The sequence below is a fragment of the Vibrio eleionomae genome (genome assembly GCF_009874545.1).
GTDB classification, from domain to species: Bacteria; Pseudomonadota; Gammaproteobacteria; order Enterobacterales; family Vibrionaceae; genus Vibrio; species Vibrio nitrifigilis.
The window spans coordinates 48,622-73,190 of record NZ_WEKT01000002.1 but is presented as its reverse complement, the minus strand read 5'-3'; the positions used below and the strand labels follow the sequence as shown (position 1 = coordinate 73,190).

16 protein-coding genes and 1 pseudogene are annotated in these 24,569 nt (G+C 42.4%); 5 read left to right on the top strand and 12 right to left on the bottom strand.

Features of this window, described 5'->3' with window-relative positions; translation table 11 throughout:
* Nucleotides 1–44 precede the first annotated feature (44 nt).
* Nucleotides 45–2,082, bottom strand: a pseudogene (locus F9817_RS01585) (methyl-accepting chemotaxis protein).
* A 514-nt stretch (nucleotides 2,083–2,596) separates the two neighbouring features.
* Here F9817_RS01585 and garD point away from each other — a divergent pair.
* Nucleotides 2,597–4,147: a galactarate dehydratase gene (gene garD / locus F9817_RS01580; RefSeq protein ID WP_161153209.1), complete on the top strand. Its 1,551-nt coding sequence runs from the start codon at nucleotides 2,597–2,599 to the stop codon at nucleotides 4,145–4,147.
* 170 nt (nucleotides 4,148–4,317) lie between these two features.
* Here the strand turns inward: garD and F9817_RS01575 are convergent, their stop codons facing one another.
* Both F9817_RS01575 and F9817_RS01570 read right to left on the bottom strand, forming a co-directional pair.
* Complete coding sequence (locus F9817_RS01575; protein WP_161153208.1) at nucleotides 4,318–5,415, bottom strand: CdaR family transcriptional regulator; 1,098 nt, start codon at nucleotides 5,413–5,415, stop codon at nucleotides 4,318–4,320.
* 387 nt (nucleotides 5,416–5,802) lie between these two features.
* Nucleotides 5,803–6,717 carry a homocysteine S-methyltransferase family protein gene (locus tag F9817_RS01570; RefSeq protein ID WP_161153207.1) on the bottom strand — a complete coding sequence of 305 codons (915 nt, stop codon included), beginning with the start codon at nucleotides 6,715–6,717 and terminating at the stop codon, nucleotides 5,803–5,805.
* A 964-nt stretch (nucleotides 6,718–7,681) separates the two neighbouring features.
* On the opposite strand from F9817_RS01570, the gene F9817_RS01565 reads away from it, so the two are divergent.
* Nucleotides 7,682–9,421, top strand: a complete 1,740-nt coding sequence (locus F9817_RS01565; protein WP_161153206.1) for a methyl-accepting chemotaxis protein — start codon at nucleotides 7,682–7,684, stop codon at nucleotides 9,419–9,421.
* A gap of 73 nt (nucleotides 9,422–9,494) precedes the next feature.
* Here the strand turns inward: F9817_RS01565 and F9817_RS01560 are convergent, their stop codons facing one another.
* The 5 genes from F9817_RS01560 to F9817_RS01540 form a co-directional block, all read right to left on the bottom strand.
* Nucleotides 9,495–9,641 carry a hypothetical protein gene (locus tag F9817_RS01560; protein ID WP_161153205.1) on the bottom strand — a complete coding sequence of 49 codons (147 nt, stop codon included), beginning with the start codon at nucleotides 9,639–9,641 and terminating at the stop codon, nucleotides 9,495–9,497.
* 115 nt (nucleotides 9,642–9,756) lie between these two features.
* Nucleotides 9,757–11,205 carry a decarboxylating NADP(+)-dependent phosphogluconate dehydrogenase gene (gnd, locus tag F9817_RS01555; protein ID WP_161153204.1) on the bottom strand — a complete coding sequence of 483 codons (1,449 nt, stop codon included), beginning with the start codon at nucleotides 11,203–11,205 and terminating at the stop codon, nucleotides 9,757–9,759.
* 12 nt (nucleotides 11,206–11,217) lie between these two features.
* Nucleotides 11,218–11,934 carry a 6-phosphogluconolactonase gene (gene pgl, locus F9817_RS01550; protein WP_161153203.1) on the bottom strand — a complete coding sequence of 239 codons (717 nt, stop codon included), beginning with the start codon at nucleotides 11,932–11,934 and terminating at the stop codon, nucleotides 11,218–11,220.
* On the bottom strand, nucleotides 11,931–13,433 hold the full coding sequence (zwf, locus tag F9817_RS01545) for a glucose-6-phosphate dehydrogenase (protein WP_161153332.1): 1,503 nt from the start codon (nucleotides 13,431–13,433) through the stop codon (nucleotides 11,931–11,933). The genes pgl and zwf overlap by 4 nt, the downstream gene beginning before the upstream one ends.
* Before the next feature lie 496 nt (nucleotides 13,434–13,929).
* Entirely contained in the window at nucleotides 13,930–16,806 is a 2,877-nt protein-coding gene (locus F9817_RS01540; RefSeq protein ID WP_161153202.1) for an HD domain-containing phosphohydrolase, read from the bottom strand.
* A 318-nt stretch (nucleotides 16,807–17,124) separates the two neighbouring features.
* Here F9817_RS01540 and F9817_RS01535 point away from each other — a divergent pair, with 318 nt between their 5' ends.
* A complete protein-coding gene (locus F9817_RS01535) occupies nucleotides 17,125–17,880 on the top strand; it encodes a phosphatase (protein ID WP_161153201.1) in 756 nt (251 codons plus the stop codon).
* 188 nt (nucleotides 17,881–18,068) lie between these two features.
* Entirely contained in the window at nucleotides 18,069–18,428 is a 360-nt protein-coding gene (locus tag F9817_RS01530; RefSeq protein ID WP_161153200.1) for a cytochrome b562, read from the top strand.
* Nucleotides 18,429–18,606: 178 nt separating this feature from the next.
* On the opposite strand, the gene gloA2 is transcribed toward F9817_RS01530, so the two are convergent.
* The 3 genes from gloA2 to F9817_RS01515 form a co-directional block, all read right to left on the bottom strand.
* On the bottom strand, nucleotides 18,607–18,990 hold the full coding sequence (gene gloA2, locus F9817_RS01525) for an SMU1112c/YaeR family gloxylase I-like metalloprotein (RefSeq protein ID WP_161153199.1): 384 nt from the start codon (nucleotides 18,988–18,990) through the stop codon (nucleotides 18,607–18,609).
* Nucleotides 18,983–19,924, bottom strand: a complete 942-nt coding sequence (locus tag F9817_RS01520) for a LysR family transcriptional regulator (protein WP_161153198.1) — start codon at nucleotides 19,922–19,924, stop codon at nucleotides 18,983–18,985. The genes gloA2 and F9817_RS01520 overlap by 8 nt, the downstream gene beginning before the upstream one ends.
* Nucleotides 19,925–20,030: 106 nt before the next feature.
* Nucleotides 20,031–21,830 carry a sigma-54-dependent Fis family transcriptional regulator gene (locus F9817_RS01515; RefSeq protein WP_161153197.1) on the bottom strand — a complete coding sequence of 600 codons (1,800 nt, stop codon included), beginning with the start codon at nucleotides 21,828–21,830 and terminating at the stop codon, nucleotides 20,031–20,033.
* A gap of 245 nt (nucleotides 21,831–22,075) precedes the next feature.
* On the opposite strand from F9817_RS01515, the gene exaC reads away from it, so the two are divergent.
* Complete coding sequence (gene exaC, locus F9817_RS01510) at nucleotides 22,076–23,596, top strand: acetaldehyde dehydrogenase ExaC (protein ID WP_161153196.1); 1,521 nt, start codon at nucleotides 22,076–22,078, stop codon at nucleotides 23,594–23,596.
* 60 nt (nucleotides 23,597–23,656) lie between these two features.
* Here the strand turns inward: exaC and F9817_RS01505 are convergent, their stop codons facing one another.
* Nucleotides 23,657–24,541 carry a LysR family transcriptional regulator gene (locus F9817_RS01505; RefSeq protein WP_161153195.1) on the bottom strand — a complete coding sequence of 295 codons (885 nt, stop codon included), beginning with the start codon at nucleotides 24,539–24,541 and terminating at the stop codon, nucleotides 23,657–23,659.
* Between the last annotated feature and the right edge of the window lie 28 nt (nucleotides 24,542–24,569).

Here is a 24,569-nt window from a genome sequence, read left to right as displayed (position 1 = left end):
AATAACGAGAACACAATCCTGTGTTCTCGTTTGGCTTTTTGTTGTTAATGGAAATAATCCATTTGTGCTTTTAGATGTATTGCTTGCTCAGAAAGCTCTGAGGCACTGCGTTTTGTCTGAGCACTTACCTCACGAGTTTGGCTGTTGAGTTCACTGATTTCTGCAGCACTGGATGCGACTTGGTGAGAAACTTGTGCTTGCTCTTCTGCCGTCGCTGCAATGGTATCCGATTGACTGGCAATATCGCGCACTTGACCCGCGATAGATTCTAATGATGAACCTGCCTCTTGAGCACGTTGCAACACTCGATTGGAATTCGCTTGGCTTTGATGCATGAGCTCAACGGCATTACTCGTCGAATGCTTTAGTTTCCCCTATAATATCGACCACATCTTTAACGGAAACTTGAGTACGATGTGCTAAGGTTCTCACCTCATCAGCGACGACGGTAAACCCTCGGCCTTGCTCTCCTGCCCGAGCCGCTTCAATGGCAGCATTTAAGGCTAGTAGGTTGGTTTGTTCTGCAATTTCATCAATCATTTTGGTTACGGTTTGGATGCTCGCACTGTCGGTACTGACTTGCTGGATGGCTTGTGCTGATTGATCTAATTGATCGTTAAGCTGGGCAACATCGACACACACTTCCTCAACCATTGATAAGCCAGATTGGGTGCTTATGTCCGCTTCACGTACGTTACTCGCGATGGCTTCCACTTGCTGTGCCACTGATTGAGCCGATGTCGCCATCTCTTCAATGGCCGTAACAACTTGCTCAATCTGACTTTGTTGCAAATCTGCTTGGGCTAAATTATTGGTCGCATCACTCATCACGCTATCAGAATGGGCTTGCACCTGATTACTGGAAGATTGAATGTCTGAAACCAATTCACTTAAGCGGTTTGCCATTGAAGCAACACTGTTATGTAAGCGAACCATTTCATTCGCTGAGCGTGTGTCGCCACTGCGTATATCTAGGCTTACTTCGCCATTTCCTAAGCGTTCCATGTAGCTAGATACTTTATGTAATGGTTTGGTCGTTTTGGCGATAAATAGTGAAATAATGACAAGCGTAACAGCACCCACAATCAGAAATGCGATGATAATTTGAGTCAGTAAATCACGACTGGCTTGGGTGACCTCATCAATAAAAGTGCCACCTAATAATTTCCAGTTCCAACCTGGAACTGTTGCATATACAAGGTATTTATCACCGGAATACTGTTCATTTTTGAACTTGTAAATGATGGTACCTTTATCATGTTCAAAAATAGTCTTGTATGGATGTCCCCCTACGGCATCTGCTTGTGAAATTATCGAAGGGTCTTTTTCTGTATAGGTTGGGTGGAGTAAGTAATGACCAAGGTTATGAGCATCGTTGTCAACCACAATACTGTAACCAGTTTTACCCCATTTCACTTGGCTTAATGCTTCAAAGGTATCTTGAGCCGCTTTTTCAACGGGCACCCCAACAAATGAAATCGCGATAATTCGGCCACGTCGGTTCGTAATTGGCGCATAGTAAGTGATGTAACGTACGCCAAATAAGTCAACGGCAGCATAGTAAGGCTGCCCTTGCATCAATTTTTGATAGCCTGGGTGGTTTGTACCTAAAAAGGTGCCTACAGCACGTTCACCACTGTTTTTCTTCAATGAGGTTGAAACGCGTAGCCAATCGTTACCTACCGGCGCAAATAATGTGGCTACTGCTCCGGTGTCATGAGAGAAACGATCGACGAGTGAAAATTGGCCAATTAAACTTTGTCCATCCACAGTAAGATCACGAATATCGTGCCCTGCAAAATGAACAGTAGAATTAGCGCGAGTGAGTCCATTCAAATAGCCATTACGAAAAGTAGATTCCAGTGTGCGGCTATTTGATAAATAGGCGTCGAACTGACTAGAGATACTCTTTGCAAGAGCTTCCACTCGAGATTGTTGTTCTTTCAAGGTCGAGTTCAGCAATACATCGGATGCATTTTGGTAAACCAAAGCTGCAATAGCTGAAAAGGCGATTAACAAGCACGCAGTCATGATGACTCGAAATTGAAAACCGACCGTTTTGTTCTTGTATAAAAGAAGCATGGTTGTTCCTATCAGGTGGCTCTATAGGCTTATAATTAATATGGCGAGCAAGCTACATGAAACACTGCATCTCAACTTTGATTTTGGTTAATAATATTTTTAATTTTTAATAACTCATTGATTTTGTTTTTAGTAAATAATGATAAATATATGTTTATAACAACATATTTATCTAAATAAACATCACTTAATATGCTACTTTATTATCCATTTCATGGTGTTTGTCAGTTTATACTCTGTTCATATTGTGTTTAGGAAATAACCAGAATTTACGATAAATTACGTGACATAAGCTGATGATTTACTATTGGTCTGTATTAGTTTTGCATTATAAAAACTAATGACAGGCTGATATTGCAACATGCAAGGGATGGTGTGATTTAGATTTGGTTTGTTGTTTGTTTGTACAAGATAAGGCTAAAAAATAGGCGGTATTATTGAGATAAGTACTGATGCTATTTATCGGGTAATTCGGTAATTTTATAGTTAATTCAATAACAATAAGCCTCTGCCTATGAAAACTGAATCCCCCAAATATATAAAAGTTCACCCAGATGACAACGTTGCTATTGTTGTGACTGATGGTGGGTTACCCAAAGGAACAGAACTATACCCAGGCCTCATTCTTGAGGAAGATATTCCAGAAGGGCATAAAGTGGCGTTGGAGCCCATTGAGCAAGGAGAAGCGATACTTCGTTACGGCGAAGTGATTGGTTATGCTAATCAACCATTAAAGACGGGTCATTGGATCAGCCAATTTGTCGTGGATTTACCGGAAGCGCCTCCTTTGACATCCATCCCTATAGCAACGAAGGTTCCGGAGCCATTGCCTGAACTGGCTGGGTACACTTTCATGGGGTACCGTAATCCTGATGGCAGCGCCGGAACCAAAAACCTGCTTGGCATTACCACCAGTGTGCACTGTGTTGCGGGCGTCGTTGATTACATGGTCGATATGATTCGACGTGAACTGTTACCTCATTATCCGAATGTGGATGGGGTGGTGGGGTTGAATCACTTATATGGTTGTGGAGTCGCGATTAATGCGCCAGCTTCTGTGGTGCCAATACGGACCATTCATAACCTAGCGATGAACCCGAATTTTGGTGGTGAAGTACTCGTTGTCGGGCTCGGTTGTGAAAAACTGACACCGGATAAGCTACTGCTCGGCACTGACTCTGATCAACGCATCAATATTGATGATGCCAGTATCATTACTTTACAAAGTGAAGAACATGTCGGGTTTCAATCTATGGTTCATGACATTCTCGAAACGGCACGAACCCACTTAGATAAGCTCAATCAACGTCACCGCGAACCTTGTCCGGTTTCTGATTTGGTCGTTGGTGTGCAATGTGGCGGCAGTGATGCCTTTTCTGGAGTGACCGCAAACCCATCAGTTGGGTATGCGAGTGATCTACTGGTTCGCTGTGGTGCGACAGTCATGTTTTCCGAAGTTACTGAAGTACGTGATGCTGTGCATCTATTAGGGCCTCGTTGTCGTGACCAGCAGGTCGGAGAACGACTGAAAGAGGAGATGAAATGGTACGATGATTACCTCAGTCTTGGGCAAACTGATCGCCGGGAAAATCCTTCACCAGGGAATAAACGGGGCGGTTTAGCGAACGTGGTTGAGAAGGCTCTGGGTTCTATCGCAAAATCTGGCAGTAGTGCGATTGTGGAGGTACTTTCCCCGGGTCAGCGCCCCACCCAAAAAGGGTTGATCTTTGCGGCAACACCCGCGAGTGATTTTGTCTGTGGCACTCAGCAACTTTCTTCTGGAATTACGGTGCAAGTGTTTACCACAGGACGTGGTACACCGTATGGGTTAGATGCCGTACCCGTTATCAAAGTGGCAACGCGAAATTCGTTAGCGCGCCGTTGGTTTGATTTAATGGATATCAATGCAGGTACCGTCGCGACAGGTGAACATAGTATTGAAGAAAAAGGCTGGGAGATCTTCCATACCATTTTGAAAGTCGCCAGCGGTCGGCAATTAACCTATTCAGATAAGTGGGGATTGCACAATGCGCTAGCTGTATTTAACCCCGCTCCTGTTACTTGATTAGCCATGAGCAGAGCCGCGTACTTGCGCGGCTTGGTTTTCAAACCGAATTCATACTTACATACCCCCAAGTCACCTTGAAATAATGTTGGCGCAAGACAGTATTCTCTTTGAGGCTAGGTTCTGATTTGTAACCATAGTTATCTACGTTAAAAATCCGTATATTTTGCCTACAAAATTAAGCTGAAGTAGAGCCGACAAACATCTTTATAGTGATGCAAATTAATATCACAGATATCTTCCACTCGCTTCAGTCTATAGCGGAGGGTATTGGGATGGATATAAAGATGTTCTGAGGTCTGTTTTACATCACAATCGTGCTCGAACCAAATGAGTAACGTGTGAATTAAGGTTGGATCCGCTAATTCTAACTGACCGGCTTGGGCGATGAGCTTGTCTTTTTGCCACGCGGAGAATGTGCCTTCGAATAACGACGGTATTTCATAATCGCTGTACTGATAAAAGCGCTCATCTGGATTGAGACGCATCCCTGATTTTAACACTGCCATCGCACTTTCAAATGCGAAGGGAATTTCGTACGGATGATCGTAAATATTTCCTAATGCACAGTGGTATGGAATACGTAGTTCATCTTTTAAATGCATTTGCAAACTCTGCCAATCATCAACAGTATTTTGCTCAGGTTTAATATCACATGCTTTAAATAGCACTAATGTCGTTTTATGAGAATATTCTGCTTTAAGCCGTTGCCGCGACCAAGTGTTTAACACTTGAGCAATATGTTTTTGATGTTCACTGTTGTTTGCTTCAATAATGCAGACTGCGTGTTTGTTAAAAATATCGACTTTTAGCTGGGCGGCCATATCAATAAGATGATCTTGAGAAACCGTTTGATCGATACATTCGAGCAAAAACTCTTCACGTCTTCGTTCGCTCCAGCGAGTCATTTCGACCATTGATGTATATTCCACCACCATTTCAGCTGACATTTTTACCAATTCCCCAAAGGGTCGAACCTCCTTTAGAGGTCCGGATATGCCAATAACACCGATGGCTTCATTTTTAAACATAATAGGGAGGTTAACCCCTGGTTGGGCGTTGGTAAATTCAGGAAGCATGGAGTCGCCAATTTCTATGGCTTTAAGTTCACTTAACGCGAGAACCGCGCCGCCATGTTTTTGATATTTTCTTGCGTGATTTGTCGAGGCGATAATAATGCCAGTTTCATCCATAACATTGAGTGGATATTTGATGATCTTTTGCGCCCGCTCAACAATACGCTCCGCTAGTTGTTCTCTTAATTGCATAAATACACTTATAGGTTAGAGGTTGTTTACGTTATATAAGTAATTGTTTTATTAGTATTTATAATAAATATATAAACCACTGCTGAGCATTAAATCGTGTGTTATAACTGACTTAACCGAATCATATTAACGCAACCAAATAAGCATGAATGAGATCACTATCTCAGCTCATTTAACGGTTTGTGTTTTATTAAATGATTGATAAATATGAATTTTGTGTGATTTTTCATATGGCGTGGTTAATAATTATGCAATCGATCACATTTTATGCTGGAGGATATTAAAGAGTCACTAAATAGTTTAACTGATGATTTCTAGCGTAGTAAAAAAAGGCGCTCCTCAAGAATGAGAAGCGCCTTTTTTGTAAAGGAAAGGAGGTTCTATCGGTTATTTTGAGAAGTGGCGGCTAAGCTCTGCAATGTGTTCCGTTCCAATACCGCAACAGCCGCCAATAAGGCTTGCCCCTACCTTTTGCCACTTTTCCGCCCACTGCACGTAAGCAGGTGGTGTGAGATCGTCTCGCACCTCATCGAGTTCTTCATTGGCCGCGGCGTCTTTAGATTGTGGCGCAAAGGCATTTGCATAGGCACCTAAAGGAATATCAGCTTTGCCGAGCTCGACGAGTGTTTGTTTCGCGACGACTAATGCTGCTTCAATCACTTCTGGTTGACAGCAGTTAAATAAAATCGCGTCGACGCCAACCTCGACCATTGCTTTAATAGCCTCAGCGACTGATTCTCCAGAACGGAGCGCTGGCACTTCTGCAACCAGTTCATCTTCTAGAGTAAAAGAAACCCAAAACGGTTTATCAGCGTGACCTAGTTTCTTTAGCAGACTTTTTATAGCAGTGGGTTCGGCAATCAGGCTTTGCGTTTCATTGAGCCATAAATCAACATGCGGTGCCAAACCTTCTATGATGGGGGTAGCGATCTCTTCAACATGTTCTGCATCAAATAGGTCGGCACGGTATGAACCAAATAGAGGAGGCAAAGAACCAGCAACTTGCGCTTGATTACCAGTAAGTTGTACTGCTTGGCGAGCCATGTCACCAGCACGGTAAGCGAGCAATTGCCCTTCTTGATGAAAGCGCTCTTCCCCAATATGAAAGGGAACCAGTGCGTAACTGTTTGTTGTCACAATCTGAGCTCCACTCGTAATAAAGGCTTGGTGAACATCGCGGACAATTTCTGGGGTTTCGATTAGCGCTAGCGCTGACCATTCCGGTTGACGGAAAGGCGCTCCGCGCTTTTCGATTTCACGACTCATCCCACCGTCGAGAATGTTCACAGCTTGATTTAACATAGTAGACCTCTTCAAATTAATCTATGCATAAACGTAAAGACGTTCAGACGGCTATAACCTAAAGTGAATTTTATAAGGTTGCAATAGCCAATGGCAACCTTGCCACAAATTTAGGTTTGTTCGACCACTTAATATGCAAACTTGTCTAGCAAATAACAATAAAAATTACATCGTGGTTTGGACTCTATAAAAGTAATGTCGCTAAATCAAAACAAATATTAGTGTGAGTTGTCAGTACGGCAACGACTCGATTGCAAACATTTTGCATCTTGAGGTCATTTTGAGGTCATTTGGGTTTATACCCAAGCAACCTCAATATGCTGTTTCAGCGAGAACATATTCGCTCTTAGGTAAGGCGCTGGTTTGAAGACATAGGAATTCTACGTTGAAAATCAGTAACACAGTCTAGGAGCGAATAAAACTCGCCCTTCGGGAGCTCATCAACAAGCCTATTTCTACGCCCAATCACGTTGAAAGGGAATGGCCATTCCTGCCGTGATTGAGCTTGATCTAGGCCCGTTGATGAAGCTCTGAATCCTGCATTTTGAGGTCATTTGGGTATACGAAGAAGTCTATGCGTTTTTGTTCTATTTAAATCGATTACTTAATAGCAACACGATGCATATTTTATTGTCGTTTTAAGCGTTAGTTAGCGTAGTTACGCGGCGATTTTCTCTATTTTGTCCGATAAATAGGCCAAAATAGGTAGAATAATACTCTTTTAGGATTGCAACAGAGTGCAAGCTCGAATAGCATGTGTTTTATAAATAAAAATAATATGCCAATCGTTAGTCATTAGAAGCACTGCATGAATGCCCATAATTTGTAAATAGCTTGGCGGTAGGTCAGTTTTTGCACATATTTCATTGTCGTTATGGATGTGTGTAGTGTACCTATTGTCGGTAGATTTTATGGTTCTGGTAGTGAATAAAACAGTCAATCACTTTGAAGGATATAAGGTGTTATGCGAAGTTTTTCGTTTAAGAACAAGATAATTCTTGTCATTGTCGCCATTATTACTGTAACGATCTTCGTTTCGTATTTAAGTGTTAATTATTTCATTAGCAATTATATAAAACAGACCGATACACAAAATATTAAACACAACATTGAATTAGTTAACCAAAAACTAGAGAGTGAACTGAAGACGAAAGTCAATCTCGCTAAAAGTTTGAACTTTAGTATGATGGACATCGCTGATACAAAAAAAACCACCGGTTTCTTTCGTATTGTCAAAGTCGTGAATGGTTACGCGTTTGATTCAACCGGTAATATGGATGACGATAAGGCTCAGCCTTATGTGACGGCTGCCGACAAGCAAACGAATAAAGCTAAAGTAAGCCAAGTGATGATGGAAGGTGAACATCCAACCATCACAATCTCTCAACGCCGCCCTGATGATTCTGTTGATTTCTTTGTTATTGATTTAAGTGCCCTTCAAAATGTGCTGAAACAGTACGCGTTAGATGGCAGTTATTTAGAGCTTATTTCCAAGAATGGCACCACTATCTTTAGTAATAAGCAAGGCGATAACCTAACTAAGATTAGTCAAACGATCAATGTTGCTAATAATGAGTGGGAATTGAATGGCTACATCGATAACGCCCGTATCCAACAAAATACCTCCTCTTTAAACTGGAAAATCACGTTAGCGCTTTTGATTTGCGCGGCTGTGGTGATTTCATTAAGTATCGCATTACTTCATTTAGCATTTAAGCCTCTGATGCGCTTAAAAGCACTAGTGGCTGGTTTATCTCAAGGTAATGGCGATTTAACCCAACGGTTGGATGTCGCATCTAACGATGAAATAGGCCAAATTAGCCAATCAATTAACCGTTTTATCGAGCAACTACAAGGCATGTTTATTCAAGTGTCTGATTCGGCATCGCATATTGATGGTGCGGTAGTAAAATTGAGCAATCAATCTAAATCGAACGTGCAAGTATTAAGTGCGCATACAGTTGAAACAGAACAGGTTATTACTGCCATTGAAGAGATGAATGCGACGGCAGGTTCGATTGCACAGAGTGCCTCTGATGCCGCTAAACTGACGGAAACGACCAGTAGTTATGCTGGCGAATCCAAAGTTGTTATCAATGAAGCGGTAGGCAGTGTCCATAATTTGGAAACGGACGTGACAGATATGGCTTCTACCATTTCGGCCATGAGCGACGATACCAAACGCATCGAAGGCGTACTGCAAGTGATAGGTGAAATTGCTGAGCAAACCAATTTGCTTGCGTTGAATGCAGCCATTGAAGCAGCACGTGCCGGAGAGCAAGGGCGTGGTTTTGCGGTGGTAGCTGATGAAGTGCGCGCGCTAGCAAGCCGTACTCAGCAAAGCACTGGTACAATTAACGAAATGTTGAGTAAGTTGCGTCAAACAACAGATAGTGTTGTCACTAAAATGGAATCAACTCGTCGCAGTTGTGAAGCCACCGCGGATAATACGAATAAGGTCATGGAGTCACTTAACACGATGACAGCATCTGTCATTGAGATTAATGACCTTAACACGCTAATGGCAACCTCAGCAGAGGAACAAAGCCATGTAACGTCAGAAATCAGCCGTAATATGGCTGAAATTCAGCAGTTAATTAGCCAATTGAATCAGAATGCGGATGATACTGACCGTATTAGTCAGAACCTTGGAGAAACCTCAAACGGTCTATCCAATGTAGTCGGGCAATTCAAAGTTCAGTAGTTATCCATGATGATCCGCATGAATTAAAAAAAGAGCACGCAAGTGCTCTTTTTTGATCAGTATAAAAGGTGGATTATAACCCACCTTCTTCCTGTGCCTGTTTCACCCATTGTTGGCGAAGAGTTTCCGTCTCGTGTGGCGTTTGTTCTTGTTGCTCATACGTTGGCAATTCCGTTACAAGTACTTCAGGAGCTAAAGAATAGAAATGATTAAACGTCATGGACATCTCCTCTATGCGATACCGTATAGAAAATAGAGGATGCCAACAAAGTTGACATCCTCCTTTCGATGTATTTTTAAGGCGTAGTGCTAAGGTGGAAACCTTTACACTTTAATTATACGTCGTAAGTAGTAGACGCTGTATCGCCGCCTGTACCAGTCCAGTTAGTGTGGAAGAACTCACCACGTGGACGATCTAGACGTTCATAAGTGTGTGCGCCGAAGTAATCACGTTGAGCTTGAAGCAAGTTTGCTGGAAGACGAGCGGTTGTGTAACCGTCTAGGAAGCTCAATGCAGAAGTAGTACAAGGCATTGGAATGCCTACTTCTAGTGATTTCGCTGCTACTTTACGCCATGCTGCTTGACAGTTGTCTAGGATACCTTTGAAGTATTCATCAGAACCTAGGAATGCAAGATCTGGGTTGTTCGCAAATGCATCACGAATGTTGCCTAGGAATGCGCTGCGGATGATACAGCCACCACGCCACATTAGGGCTACGTTACCGTAGTTTAGGTCCCAGTTGTTTTCGTTTGATGCTTCACGCATTAGCATAAAGCCTTGCGCGTAAGAGATGATTTTTGATGCAAGTAGTGCTTGACGAAGTGCATCAACCCACTCTTGTTTGTCGCCTGATACTTTAGTGTCTTTAGTGCCAAATAGTTTTTCAGCTTCAACACGTTGGTCTTTCAGAGCAGATAGACAACGAGAGAATACAGACTCAGAGATCAACGTTAGTGGGATACCCATGTCTAGTGCGTTGATGCCTGTCCATTTACCGGTACCTTTTTGACCAGCAGTATCTAGGATGCTGTCTACAAGAGGTTGGCCTGCTTCATCTTTGTAACCAAGAATGTCTGCAGTGATTTCAACTAGGTAGCTGTCTAGTTCAGTTTTGTTCCAGTCAGCAAAAACAGCTTGCATCTCATCTGCGCTTAGGCCGAGACCATCTTTCATGAATTGGTACGCTTCAGTGATTAGCTGCATGTCACCGTATTCGATGCCATTGTGTACCATTTTAACGAAGTGACCAGCACCGTCGTTACCAACCCAATCACAACAAGGTTCGCCAGCATCAGTTTTTGCTGAGATGCCTTGGAAGATAGGTTTTACTGCTTCCCAAGCTTCAGGTGCGCCGCCAGGCATAATTGAAGGTCCGAAACGAGCACCTTCTTCACCACCTGAAACGCCAGTACCGATGAAGTGGATGCCTTTCTCGCGAAGAGCTGCCACACGACGGTTAGTGTCTGGGTAGTTAGTGTTACCACCATCAATGATGATGTCACCTTTATCTAGTAGGGGTACTAATTTTTCGATGAAAGTATCAACAACTGCGCCAGCGCGAACCATAAGCATCACTTTACGTGGTGTTTCTAGTTTCTCTACGAGTTCTTCTAACGTGTGTGCACCAATAACGTTAGTGCCTTTTGCTGCACCTTCTAAGAATTCATCAACTTTCGCAGCCGTACGGTTATGCGCTACCACTTTAAAACCGTGGTCGTTCATGTTTAGGATAAGGTTTTGGCCCATTACTGCTAGGCCAATTACACCGATATCGCCTTTCATTTTATAATCTCCTCACGCAATTTTTGCTGCTGCATCAATATCTAAAAACCACTCCGTATCACCCGATTTCGATTGAATTTTCGCTGCCGGGTAAGGTAACTCTTCTGCTGGAGTAGTATGAATTTCGTAAACAATGTCTTGCTTGCCTGCACCTAGTACAAGGTAGCTAATACGTTTTGCCGCTTCCAATACTTTTGCTGTTTTTGACACGCGCAACTGACCAGACTCTGGGTGAGATGCCACCACAGAAAGGTTCTCATCAGCAAAGTCAGTTTTATTTGGGAACAGAGAGGCGGTGTGTCCATCAGGACCAACGCCTAATAAGATCCAATCAAAAACAGGGGTACCGTTTTCGCAAGGAATGACGTCGGCCATCTCTTGTGCAAAACGTTCTGCTTCTTGTTGTGGATCTTCTTCACCACGGATGCGGTGGATATTTTCTGCTGGGATGTCGATTTGGCTAAACAGCAAAGTGTTCGCTTCTCCGAAGTTACTTTCCGCATCATCTGGAGCCACACAACGCTCATCACCCCACCAAAAATGAAGATTATTCCATTGAATGGATTTTGCGTAAGTGTCAGTTGCTAAGAGTTTAAATAACATCTTTGGTGTGCTACCACCAGACAAAGAAATATGTACTGGGCGACCTTGTTCACTATACGCTTTAAGTGTGTCAGCTAAGTTTTCAACGACTTTATCAGCCGATTGAAAAATTTTTGGTTTTATCATAATTCGCAATAATCCGTATTTGTTAGGTTTTTACATGGGAAGCGCCAATCACGACCATCACGTTTAAGTAGATCATCGGATTCTTTAGGGCCCCATGTGCCGCAAGCATATCCATATAACGCTTGAGGATCTTGTTTGAAGTCTAAGATCGGTTGCACGAATTTCCAACATGCCTCTACAGCATCAGTACGCGCAAATAGCGTCGGGTCACCATTTAAAGAATCGAGCAGTAAGCGTTCGTATGCGGTGAGCATCTGCGTTTCTGTGAGCGAGTCGTAGTGGAAGTCCATGGACACTTCTTTCGCATTAAAACCAGCACCAGGTTCTTTTAAGCCAAAGCTCATTAAGATACCTTCGTCAGGTTGGATACGTATCACCAATTTGTTCTCTGGAGCGTTTTTGCCAAAGACAGGGTGAGGAGTGCGTTTGAAGTGAATAACCGCTTCAGTCACACGAGTTGGTAATCGTTTGCCTGAACGTACGTAAAAAGGAACCCCATTCCAACGCCAGTTGTTAATGAACATTTTCAGCGCCATGTAGGTCTCAGTACGAGAGTCATCAGCAACACCATGTTCATCTCGGTAGCTTTTTAGCGCCTGACCACGTACTTCTGACTCAGTGTACTGACCTAGTACTAAGTTATTGCGTAGGTCATCGTCTGAAAGTGGCTGTAAGCTTTGCAGCACTTTATTCACTTCATTACGAATTGAATTCGAATTGATGGCAGCTGGCGGTTCCATGGTCATCATTGCAAGCACTTGTAGCAAGTGGTTTTGGAACATATCGCGCACTGCACCTGATCCATCGTAATAACCACCACGTTCTTCTACGCCTAGGAACTCAGCCCCAGTGATTTCCACGTAGTCGATAAAGTTACGGTTCCAAAGTGGCTCGAACATGCCGTTAGCAAAACGGAATACTAGTAAGTTTTGTACGGTTTCTTTACCAAGGTAATGGTCGATACGATAAATTTGATGTTCTTCGAAGTGACGATGAATTTCGATATCGAGATCTTGCGCTGATTTTAAATCGTAACCGAATGGTTTTTCGATGATGATGCGTTTCCAACCATTGGATTCATCATTAAGGTTATGAGCAGCAAGACATCCAGGAATAACGCCATAAAGGCTAGGAGGAGTAGCAAGATAGAATAGGGTGTTGCGTTGCACAAAACCATATTGATCAGCAATCTCTTCTAAGCGACCTGCGAGATGACTGTATTCATCGACATCTGAAGTGTTCAATGGCTGATAATGAAGATGTTCACAAAAAGCGTCTAACGTTTCTGGTTCGGTTTTCTCCAGCTCTTGCATAGAGCGTTTTAGCTTTTCACGATAGGATTCGTCACTATACTCAGTGCGACTAACGCCGAGAATAGCAAAGGACTTTGGCAGTTGATTGCTGGCATACAAATGATACAAAGCCGGTATCAACTTACGGTATGTCAAGTCTCCCGAAGCACCGAAAATCACGATGCTGCTGTTTTCAGGTATTACCATCATCTTTCCCTTAAAAACGAGGTAGTTAGCATGCGCCCTAACCTAGCAGCGCAATACACAAATAGAAAGTAGGTATTCTCTATTAGTACTATAGAAAAAACCGATATACCCATCGATTAGGCATTGGCTGAATCAGATTCTGACCAAAAGAACTCCCAAACAAATCCCTTGTTTTGCATGGTCATATTGACAACAAAGACAAGCGTTATTCAAAACCGAGGGTATTTTAGCTCCTGAACGTAGAGCTAAACCAATCATACTCACTAACTGTTCGTATATGAACAAGTCATTTTACGCTGAGTATTAAGTCCAACTATTTTTTGTTACCAAAAATGAAATTAGACTTATCTCCGTATTGTCTACGACTATTTGATATACATCAACTCTTGATGATCACTTATGGTGCTTTTAGAGCAAATTTCTCGCGAATTGATCAAATTTTGGGAAAAATTATGGAGCTAAAACGCCCCAAAATGGGGCACTTCGTTTTGGGGCACTAATATTGAGCTTTAAGAAAATCTTTGACTTCTTTTATATGTGTCTGTTTGTTTATGTGATCACATTGTTCTTCATCGAGAAAGCTTGATGCATACTCGAGATAAATTTCATGCTCTAAGAACAGCAGGTAAAGTTTGGGATCTAAATGGCCGGACATGGCCATTGTGGTCATGATGTTAAGTGATTCACTCAGAGTTTTGGCTTTTTTATAAGGTCTATCTGAAGAAGTGAGCGCTTCAAATACATCAGCGATAGCCATAATACGGGCTTCAACGGAGAGATGATCTTCATCTAAGCCTCGCGGATAACCCTTACCATCAACTCGTTCATGGTGATTACCTGCGATATCAGGAACACTTTTTAAATGAGGAGGATAGGGCAGTTTTTCCAACATAGTGATAGTTTGGACAATATGGTCATTGATGATAAACCGTTCCTCATCGGTTAAGGTTCCTGAGCGGACCGACAAATTATGCAATTCACCACGGTTATAACGAACATTTCCAGGCTTGAGTATAAAGTCATGTTGCCAAACATCTTGCGGACGATTGCCGTTTACCCAAGGAATCAAATGTACCGCTTTATCGCACAATAAAGGCTCCATTACTGGGGTCTGCTGTGCTTGTCCTGCCCTTGCTGCTTCTATCCAAGAAACACCTAATGTGTCATCCAGTGTACGCTGCCACTCTCTTTGCGCAATTTTGTTGAGGCGTTTCACATCGTCTTGAGACATGTTTTCACTGCCTAAATTGCATTTAGCGACAAAAGCGAACTCCTCATCTAACGTGTGCTGTGTCTGCTGCATTACCACACGTAATTGGGATTCTTCTCCACCTTGGGCTAATCCTTGCCAATAGTCGCATTCAGCCTGTTTTTTTAGTAATTCAAAGCGCATGCGAACCTCATGAATTCGATCATAAATAGTTTCCAATTTAGTCGCTTTATCAATGACGTATTCAGGCGTGGTTACTTTGCCGCAATCATGAAGCCATGCTGCAAGGTGAAGAGATTCCCATTGTGCTTTACTCATGGTGAAGTGAGGGAAATATTGTTTATCCTCTTCGATAGCATGAGCCATCATATTGGCAAGTTCGGGCACGCGTTGGCAATGTCCACCTGTATAGGGGGATTTGGTATCAATAGAAGACGCGATAAGCTCGACAAAAGCATTCAACATGTCTTTTTGTTGTTGAATTCTATCAATATTATCTTTTGCTATTTCTGCAAAACTGAGTAGTTCACGCAAAAAGGCGTGTTTGTCTTTTTGATCGTCACTGATGGCTCGTTCGTAACCAAGGTTGAGCACGCCGACTAATTGTCCTTCGCGATTCAGCAAAGGGAAAAGATAAATATCCGAGTTGTACATCTGATCGCGATATTTACGCAGCATATTGTCGTCGCGATTCACATGAACGGTGTTACCTTGTCGTAATTCCGCAAGTAACCACGGGGTATCTGCCAATAAGCGATTGAGATCGATCTTAAATGGAATAATTGCGTGATTTGTTACAACTGAGAATTCATTCTGACTATAGTCATAAACATACAAAATGATCGTTTCTGCTTTGGTGATCATGTAGCTTTTTTGTGCGATGGTTTTGGCCAATACGTCAAATTCATGATTCGAGGCCGTGTCACGTAATAAACGCAGCAAATCATAGAGAGTATGTTCCATTAACTGGATAGATTGGGTGAGGTTGCCCAACTCTTTAATCATGGTTTTTGGATAACGTGTCTTTTTGAAATCGAACCGAGCGATATTATCCGTAAGTTCTACAAGGTGTTTAAGTGGTCGGGCGATTCGTTGTGAAATGAACCAAACAAACCCAAAACAGACTAAGAGCAATATGATGGCGATAGTAATCTGTTTATCGCGCATTGAAATGAGATCTTTGAGTAAGTCTTTATGACGATCGGCTTCGGCAAGCCTTAATTGGACATGTTGACTGAGAAAAACCGGCGTTAACGTGACCGACCACTCTTCCCCTTCGAACTGCACATTTTCATAGATAGTATTGTTACTAATACGGTTGACCACTGAAGCGAAAACGCTGTTTGCTAAGTGTTTTTCTAACTGGGTATTATGTTCTTTAATATTGAGTGCTGTGTTGTGTTGCCCAAGTAAACTAAATTGATTATCAAAAAGTACCAGTTTGGAATGCTCAGTACCTTTCATCTCGTTTAAGCTGCTAGAAAGCGATTCTAGTGTAAAATCAGCACCAACCACATGACTGCCACTCATGGATGTTCTTGAGAGTGTGACGCCAAAGGTTTGCAGAAAATAGAAAAAATAGGGCTCTGTTAAACGAATTTCTCCATCCATTTGGGCACTGGTGTACCAAGGACGTTTGCGCGGATCAAATTGGTTATCCAAGGATTTTCTAACCCCCACTTCTTGCTGCTGAGAATTGAAAAAATACACATCATTGGTGCCATCAACTTTTGTGCGATTAACAAATAACGAAGCGGTGTCGGGGGCGTTAAATCGTTTCCGTTCCTGTTCAGTGAAAAGGGGACGAAGCATCGTAAAATCACCATTGTTCGCACCAAAATAGAGAGCGACGAGGTGAGGGTTGCGCTTAAACGTGGTTTCAATGGCTGAAAGCCAAAATGGTTTATCATAGATAGGTGATTCAGTTTCAACAAAGCGACTGTGAGCCATAAAATCCAGCGCCGAAAAAATCGGTGCTGTGGTCTTTTGAAACGCAGACTGTAATTTCTGACTGTTTTCTTCACTCACTGCCTTAGCGCTTCCCATCAGTAAATGCTGTGAATGTTGGTAACTAATAGTGATAAGCACAATGCCTATCAGGCTAGTAAGTACCAAAAATAAGCTACTAATGTGAATACTGAGTGAATAGCGATGTTTCTTCATAAAACAGTCCTAATGCGGCTAACGGCTTAAGTATTGTTCACGTGTGAAAGGTTGCAAAATGAATCACTGAAAAGGTGAAGAACACCGCTCTATGAGTGCAAGTTACAAGAAGTTACATCATTAACGCGTAGGTTTGACGAAAATTAAATTCAACAAGATGAATAAAGGCTCGCTGCAGTTTAAAGGTGAAAAAAGTGATGAAGCACCGAATTTTTGTACTATAAGTTAATGATATTTTTATGAATTATAATTGCTTTGATTGGTAACCGATGGCGACACTGATACACTTTATGTAATGCACTAGGAAGGATTCTAATAATGAAAATACTTGTCGATACACATACTCATACTTATGCGAGCGGACACGCTTACAGCACCTTAATTGAAAATGCTCGTAGTGCTAAAGAGAGTGGTTTAGCCATGTTTTGTACCACTGATCATGCTCATTCTATGCCTGGAGCACCGCATTTTTGGTTTTTTGTGAATCAAAAAATCTTGCCAAGATTTATTGAAGGGGTGGCTGTTATTCGTGGGGTTGAAGCCAATATTATGAACGAGGATGGCGATGTTGATATCCCCGAACAGGTCGACTCTCGTTTGGACTGGATGATAGGGAGTTTACATGAGCCCGTTGTGCATCCATCAACATTAGAACAACATACAACAATGTTAGTTAATGCCATCAAACAGGGGCGCATTGATGCGTTGGGGCATTTAGGAAATCCTCGTTTTGATTTCGATTTTGAGGCGGTGATTTCTTGTGCAGCAGAGCACAATGTGGCGATTGAAATTAATAACAGTAGTTTAGACGGGCATAGCCGTGTAGGTAGCAAAGAGCGCTGCTATCAAATTGCTGAGATTGCTAAAGCGAAAGGCGCGTACATTACTACAGGTAGCGACGCTCACTTTTGTCAGTACATTGGGGGGCTAGATACAGCAATTGAACTGATTGATACTGTTGGAATAAGTACTGATAAAGTAATAACTCATAATCCGCAACAATTTCTTAACTTTTTACGTCTACGCGGTCACGAAATTATCCCAGAATTTGACCTACACTTTATAGACAAATAATTTCATTGAAGTCTTATGTGTATGTAACTGTGACTTGCTGTTGTGAGATTTTACTCTTTTGAAAATCTCATATTGTGATCTTATTTGGGGATAATCACTCATGCGCATTGAGTATGCAGTGGTGCCAAAATAAAAACCTAAAAGCAATAAAGATGCAAAAGTCGAAAAATATTTGAAGGGGAAATGTGATGATAAAGTCGTTAGTTACCTTATCAATTGGTATTTTACTCAGCACTAGTGTGTTTGCTCATGGAGAGCTTGGGCGCACAATGAAGCAGATGAAATCAGCATTACAGCAAGCGTATCAAGCACAAACTGTTGATGATATGAAAGTGGCAATGGGTGATATGTCGAGTTTAGTGAAAGAAGCTAAACGGGATGAATACGAAGGCAAAAACCCGGCGCAGTTTTACCAAGGCTTACAAGATTTGACGACAGCAATTGATGGAATAAAAGTCAGCTTGAACAAAGGCGATTTAAATGATGCCAAATTGAAGCTTAATAAGATTGATGCACTGCGCAAAGAGTACCATAAAAAAACCAGATAGCTATATGCGCTTAATGACGAGCTATCGTTCTAAATAAAAAGAGTCTTGCGTAAGACTCTTTTTATCCCTCTGTATACTCAAGTCACCTCAAGATGCTGTTTCAGCGAGAATCTTTTCTCTCCTAGTCATACTCTGATTTGCAAATCGAATCATTCAATGTTGAAAATTGGCCACGATATTATTCTTCATACAACTCTAATGGCAATCCGTCGGGATCTTGGAAAAAAGTAAACGCTTTCCCTGTATAAGGGTCAATTCGAATGGGTTCTACGTCCACATTGAGAGATTCAAGGTGTAATTTTGCTGCCGCTACATCTTCTACCACGAAAGCGAGATGACGTAATCCACACGCTTCTGGGTGGCTAGGTCTGTCTGGTGGCGTGGGAAAAGAAAACAGTTCGATTTGGCCGCCATCAGGTAACGCCAGATCGAGCTTATACGAATCTCGCGGTTCGCGATAATTTTCGGAAATTACCTTGAGTCCAAGGATTTGCGTGTAGAAATTCTTTGAACGGGCGTAATCTTTACAGATAATGGCAGTGTGATGAATTCGTTTAAGCATGAATACTGTCCTTAGCTTGTAACTTCGGTTGTACGTGTTCAATGACAAAATCAATAAATACGCGCAAACGCGCTGGCATGTACTTTGTCTGAGGATATTGCATGGCGACAGCACCGTGATAGTTACTTTTTATCGTCCAATCCGGTAATACTTGTACCACGTCTCCACATGCTAAGAGATCTTGTACCACGAAATCGTGAAAAATACCGATACCCAACCCATGTTTTACCCCATTGAGGCGCATTTGTGACTGGTTAACAGCGTAACGGCCAGAGATCGCAACGGTATGAAATTCATCATCTTTTAAGAAGTCCCAAATATGATCTTTGGCATTTTCTGCTAAATAAAGGCAATCGTGCTCTCTGAGAGCGGTCGGATGCTGAGGGGTTCCTCGTTGAGCGAGGTATTCGGGGGCGGCGCACAGGACTAAATTTGTTTTACATAACTCTTTTAGCACTAAGTTTTCATCGGGTTTATCGGTGAGTTTGAAAGCGACATCTATACTGTGGCGGAACAGTTCAATATTGCCATCAGCAGCGCGCAGTTTCAGGTCAATGTGCGGATATTGCTGCAAAAACGGCACCACAAAGGGCTGCAATACCGAATTAAGAAACGCTTCCGGAGCCGCAACAGTGAGTGAACCTGTAGGTTCTCGATGATCACGACGTGACAATTCAACCGCTTGCTCTGCAGCATTAATCATCACTAAGCATTGATCATAAATCTGTTGACCCGCTTGTGTGATATGCAAAGTACGAGTAGAGCGTTCAAACAACTTTACGGAGAGTGCTTTCTCCAATCGAGTAATGAGTTTGCTCAGTGCTGAAGGGGTCACTCCTAGTTGTTTCGCCGCAGCAGTAAAGCTGCCTTCGTTAACAACAAGAATGAAACTGGCCAAATCTGGCAGGAGTGCAATGAGCTTTGTTTGTAACATGGCTTTGAACGTTGTTATCGACGCGGATAGAGCGTATTTAAAGGGGTCGAAACTTTCGCAGATAATGTACGCTAATACAATTGTCTCTATGTTAAGACGTGAGCTATTACTCTAAAATTCCAATCGCTCGTAACTTTCGATACAGCGTATTGCGGCTTATTCCCAAAGTTCTGGCAGTTTGGCTGATATTACCACTATGACTTTCAAAGGCGCTTAGTAAAGTGTCGTCTATATGATCTTTTAAGGTATGCTCTTGCTCTACATTGTCTTCGGGTTGAGGGGAGTGCTGGTGGGCGCTATTGGGATCATATTGTTTGTTGAGCTGTAAGCGTTGCTGTAAATCATCGGGGAGATACTGGCGTTTTAGTTGTGAGTGCTCACTCGCTAGTAGGCAAGCAACTTTCATCGTATTGTCCAATTCTCTAAGATTACCTGGCCATAGATATTGACTAAACAAAACGTGTAGGGCTGGACAAATGGTTTGGTGTTTTGGCGCGTATTTATGGTGAATGGCCCGAATGAGGGCAGATTTATCCTGACGATCTCTTAAAGGGGGTAAACGTAGAGTTAAACCATTTAAGCGATAATACAGATCTTGGCGGAATTTCCCCTGCTCGACCGCATGCTCTAATGGGCGGTGCGTTGCGGCAATAATCTGTATATCGACGGCATGTTCTTGAACGCATCCAACAGGTACAACGACCTTGTCTTGTAACACTTGCAGTAAACGAGTTTGTACTTCTAACGGCATATCGCCAATTTCATCGAGAAACAAAGTGCCTTGGTGAGCCGCGCGAATTTTTCCTGAATATCCTTTGTTGCTCGCACCAGTAAATGCGCCTGGCGCGTAACCAAATAATTCCGATTCGACCAGTTCTTTAGCAAGTGCGGCGCAGTTGACAGTAATTAACGGTTTATTGCGTCGTAAACTCGCTTGGTGGAGTGCTTTTATAAACTCTCCTTTGCCTGATCCGGTTTCACCTAGGAGTAAAATTGGGATATCGTGATCGATTAACTGGGTTGCCTGCTGCCAAGCTTTCTGGAGTGTTTCGTCTCCATAATGAAGCTTGGGTTCACAAGAAATATCCGGAACGATTTTTACTTGTTTTGGTGCTGGATGATTAATCGGTTTCGTTTCGTAAATAATGCGTTTGGGAATATGATCTAAAAGGTCTTGTAGATGTAACCCCGCCTCAAGAGGTTTGTCGATCAAGTGGGTCGCGATTTCGTTGTGTGCCATTATTTTCCCTTGGCTATCGGCAATAACAATACCTTGCCAGCCGCTATCAAGCATAGACTTGTCCATGGCTAAATCGATACGCGTGGATCCATCTGGTAGATGAGTGATCAGGTGGTTTTCGATAAGTTGAACCATGTTGTGGACGAGCACTTGAGTAGAAACATCGTGCTGCTGTTGTTCACTGGTGATATCAAGTACACCAAGCAGATTGCCTTGGTAGTCAAAAATAGGGCTGGCGGAGCAGCTAATAAACTGGTGTTGACGAATAAAATGTTGTTCGCCAATCACTGAGATAGGTTTGGTTTCGATTAACGCAGTACCAATCGCATTGGTACCTTTTACTTTTTCTTGCCAACATGAACCTGGTCCTAACGCTATTTGCAGTAATCGTTCACGAAACTTAGGTTGTCCCCAAGTCGCTAAAATGATGCCTTCCTGATCGGTTAAAATGAGTCGACTATCGCTATGTGCGTACATTTGTTCAAATAGTGGTAATACCCGCTGATTGATCGCATCGATCATGGCTGTTGCCCGCCATTTACGTTCTTTTAACTCGTAATTTGGCAAACGAATATGTTCAGGTAAACGACGCTGCTTTAATCCCGCTTGCTCGCTTCTTCCCCAAGAGGTTATTAACCAATCTTTGTTAACCGGTTGAATTTGCATAATTGTTCCATCACTTCACACCCACACTGTTCCATTTTGTTACAGCTGAACAGTCGTTGGCAGATTCTGTTCGCTTATCAGAGCATTGTGTTGGTTATTTTAATTATTTGTTAATCATAGTTTTACATTTCATTAACAACAAGGGGCGGGTTTATGGCGTGTGATTTGCGTAGTTAATTTTGAAACTGCTGCAAAAAAGCACAGGTTAGTCCAAAAAATAAATGAGAAAGTAGAAGGGAATAATTATGATTTATGCTCAACCTGGATCTGCCAAAGCCATATTTAATTTCGAATCTCATTACGATAACTTTATCGGAGGTCAGTGGGTAAAACCTGTTTCTGGAGAATATTTTGATGATATTTCACCTGTTAACGGTAAAGCCTTTTGCAAAGTAGCGCGTTCCGGTGCTGCTGATATTGAGCTGGCATTAGACGCGGCCCATGAAGCGCGCACTACATGGGCAAAGACGAGTGTGGCTGAACGCTCGAATCTGCTATTGAAAATTGCTGACCGATTGGAACAAAACCTTGAAACATTAGCCTATGTAGAAACATGGGAAAATGGTAAACCAATTCGGGAAACTCTAGCGGCCGACCTACCGTTAGTCGTGGATCATTTCCGTTATTTCGCGGGATGTATTCGTGCACAAGAGGGCAGTATCGGGGAAATTGACGAGAAAACCACAGCCTATCATTTCCACGAGCCAATTGGGGTTGTTGGACAAATCATTCCTTGGAATTTTCCGATGTTAATGGCGGCTTGGAAATTGGCCCCCGCTTTAGCTGCTGGATGCTGCGTTGTTATGAAGCCTGCCGAGCAAACCCCTGTTTCTATTTTGGTGCTAATGGACACCATTAGCGATTTATTGCCAGCGGGAGTGATTAATATTGTCAATGGCTTCGGGAGTGAAGCGGGGCAAGCATTAGCGACAAGCCATCGTATCAACAAATTGGCGTTCACAGGATCCACTTCTGTGGGGAATCACATTTTAAAATGTGCCGCCGATAGTTTAATTCCGTCCACGGTGGAGTTAGGTGGTAAATCACCGAATATCTATTTTGCTGATGTATTCGAACATGAAGATGCGTATTTAGAAAAATGTATTGAAGGCACATTATTAGGCTTCTTTAATCAAGGAGAAGTGTGTACTTGTCCATCACGAGTGTTAGTTCAAGAATCTATTTACGATAAATTTGTAACCAAACTCACTGAGCGTGCCAAATTAATCAAACAAGGTAACCCCCTTGATAGCGATATCCAAGTAGGGGCACAAGCATCACAAGAGCAATACGAAAAAATTCTCAGCTATTTAGAAATAGGGCGCAATGAAGGAGCGAAAGTGCTGTTTGGAGGTGATTTATCTAAACAGTCTGGCGATATCAGTGATGGTTATTATGTGCAGCCAACCATGTTAGCAGGACACAATAAAATGCGCGTGTTCCAAGAAGAAATCTTTGGGCCAGTGATTGCGATTACTACCTTCAAAGATGAAGCTGAAGCACTAGCGATTGCTAACGATACAGAATATGGTTTAGGTGCTGGTGTCTGGACACGAGATGCCAACTTAGCGTACCGCATGGGGCGTGGTATTGAAGCTGGTCGGGTATGGATCAACTGCTATCACATGTATCCAGCTCATGCCGCATTTGGTGGTTATAAGAAATCGGGTATTGGCCGTGAAACGCACAAAATGATGCTAAGTCACTATCAAAACACCAAAAATTTACTGATCAGTTATGATGTTAACCCGCTTGGTTTCTTCTAGGTATTATCCTTGATACCACTGGTGAAACGATGAAAAATGGTGACCTTATAGGTCACCATTTTATTCGTTAATAAGTGATTCTCTATTTTGGCATACCTGAAAAATGACCTGTTTAAGGAATGCCGAGGCTGGGCCGCAAATTCCATTATCACCCGCGATTAAATAGAGCGGTATAATGCTTTTAAACCTATCTTCTAGTTGTAACAATGCCATCGTTTTTTGCTCAAGATCTTGTCGGATGACTTCCATAGGTAACCACCCATAGGCCAAGCGATTTCTCACTGCTGAAGCGGCCGCTTCTAACGTATTAACCAACCAGTATTCTCCTTTTCTCATCGGTTCATTCCCTTGTATTTGATGAGAATTTTGAAAGCGAACGCTGACGTGATGAGATAATTCCTGGCGATGAATCGGTTGGTGATTAAATATCGGATGATTAGGGTGAGCGACAGGATAAAGCTCGATATCGATGATTTTATCTCCCGACACTAAGCCATTAGTCGAGGTGCAAATCGCCATATCGAATTGCACATGTTCTGAGGGACTTAAGCGAATCATGTCATACAGTTCGACTCGCGTATTGGGATACTGTTGATTAAATAAATGAATCGCTTTAAACAGTAATTGACGGGGAAAAATGGAATCAACTAACAAACAGATCCGTGACTCGACACCGGAAGCTAACATGTTGGCGACCGATTCAATACGGCCGAATTCCTTCAATACTGGTGCTATTTCTTCTCTTAGCCTTTCCCCTTCAACCGTTAGCCTCATCTTTCTACCATTTTGAATAAATAGCTTAAGCCCTAATTGTTCTTGTAGCTTACTAATCGAGTAACTAATTGAAGATTGGCTGCGATGTAGTTTTTCCGCTGCAGCATTAAATCCCCCAGTTTCAATAATGGTGGTAAACACTAACCATTGATCAATTGACGTCTTATACACGAGTAACCTATCGAATTTTTAGATAAGA

Coding starts and splice junctions, on each gene's coding strand:
- garD (WP_161153209.1), top strand. CDS start 2,597: ATGAAAACTGAATCCCCCAAATATATAAAAGTTCACCCAGATGACAAC.
- F9817_RS01575 (WP_161153208.1), bottom strand. CDS start 5,415: ATGCAATTAAGAGAACAACTAGCGGAGCGTATTGTTGAGCGGGCGCAA.
- F9817_RS01570 (WP_161153207.1), bottom strand. CDS start 6,717: ATGTTAAATCAAGCTGTGAACATTCTCGACGGTGGGATGAGTCGTGAA.
- F9817_RS01565 (WP_161153206.1), top strand. CDS start 7,682: ATGCGAAGTTTTTCGTTTAAGAACAAGATAATTCTTGTCATTGTCGCC.
- F9817_RS01560 (WP_161153205.1), bottom strand. CDS start 9,641: ATGACGTTTAATCATTTCTATTCTTTAGCTCCTGAAGTACTTGTAACG.
- gnd (WP_161153204.1), bottom strand. CDS start 11,205: ATGAAAGGCGATATCGGTGTAATTGGCCTAGCAGTAATGGGCCAAAAC.
- pgl (WP_161153203.1), bottom strand. CDS start 11,934: ATGATAAAACCAAAAATTTTTCAATCGGCTGATAAAGTCGTTGAAAAC.
- zwf (WP_161153332.1), bottom strand. CDS start 13,433: ATGGTAATACCTGAAAACAGCAGCATCGTGATTTTCGGTGCTTCGGGA.
- F9817_RS01540 (WP_161153202.1), bottom strand. CDS start 16,806: ATGAAGAAACATCGCTATTCACTCAGTATTCACATTAGTAGCTTATTT.
- F9817_RS01535 (WP_161153201.1), top strand. CDS start 17,125: ATGAAAATACTTGTCGATACACATACTCATACTTATGCGAGCGGACAC.
- F9817_RS01530 (WP_161153200.1), top strand. CDS start 18,069: ATGATAAAGTCGTTAGTTACCTTATCAATTGGTATTTTACTCAGCACT.
- gloA2 (WP_161153199.1), bottom strand. CDS start 18,990: ATGCTTAAACGAATTCATCACACTGCCATTATCTGTAAAGATTACGCC.
- F9817_RS01520 (WP_161153198.1), bottom strand. CDS start 19,924: ATGTTACAAACAAAGCTCATTGCACTCCTGCCAGATTTGGCCAGTTTC.
- F9817_RS01515 (WP_161153197.1), bottom strand. CDS start 21,830: ATGCAAATTCAACCGGTTAACAAAGATTGGTTAATAACCTCTTGGGGA.
- exaC (WP_161153196.1), top strand. CDS start 22,076: ATGATTTATGCTCAACCTGGATCTGCCAAAGCCATATTTAATTTCGAA.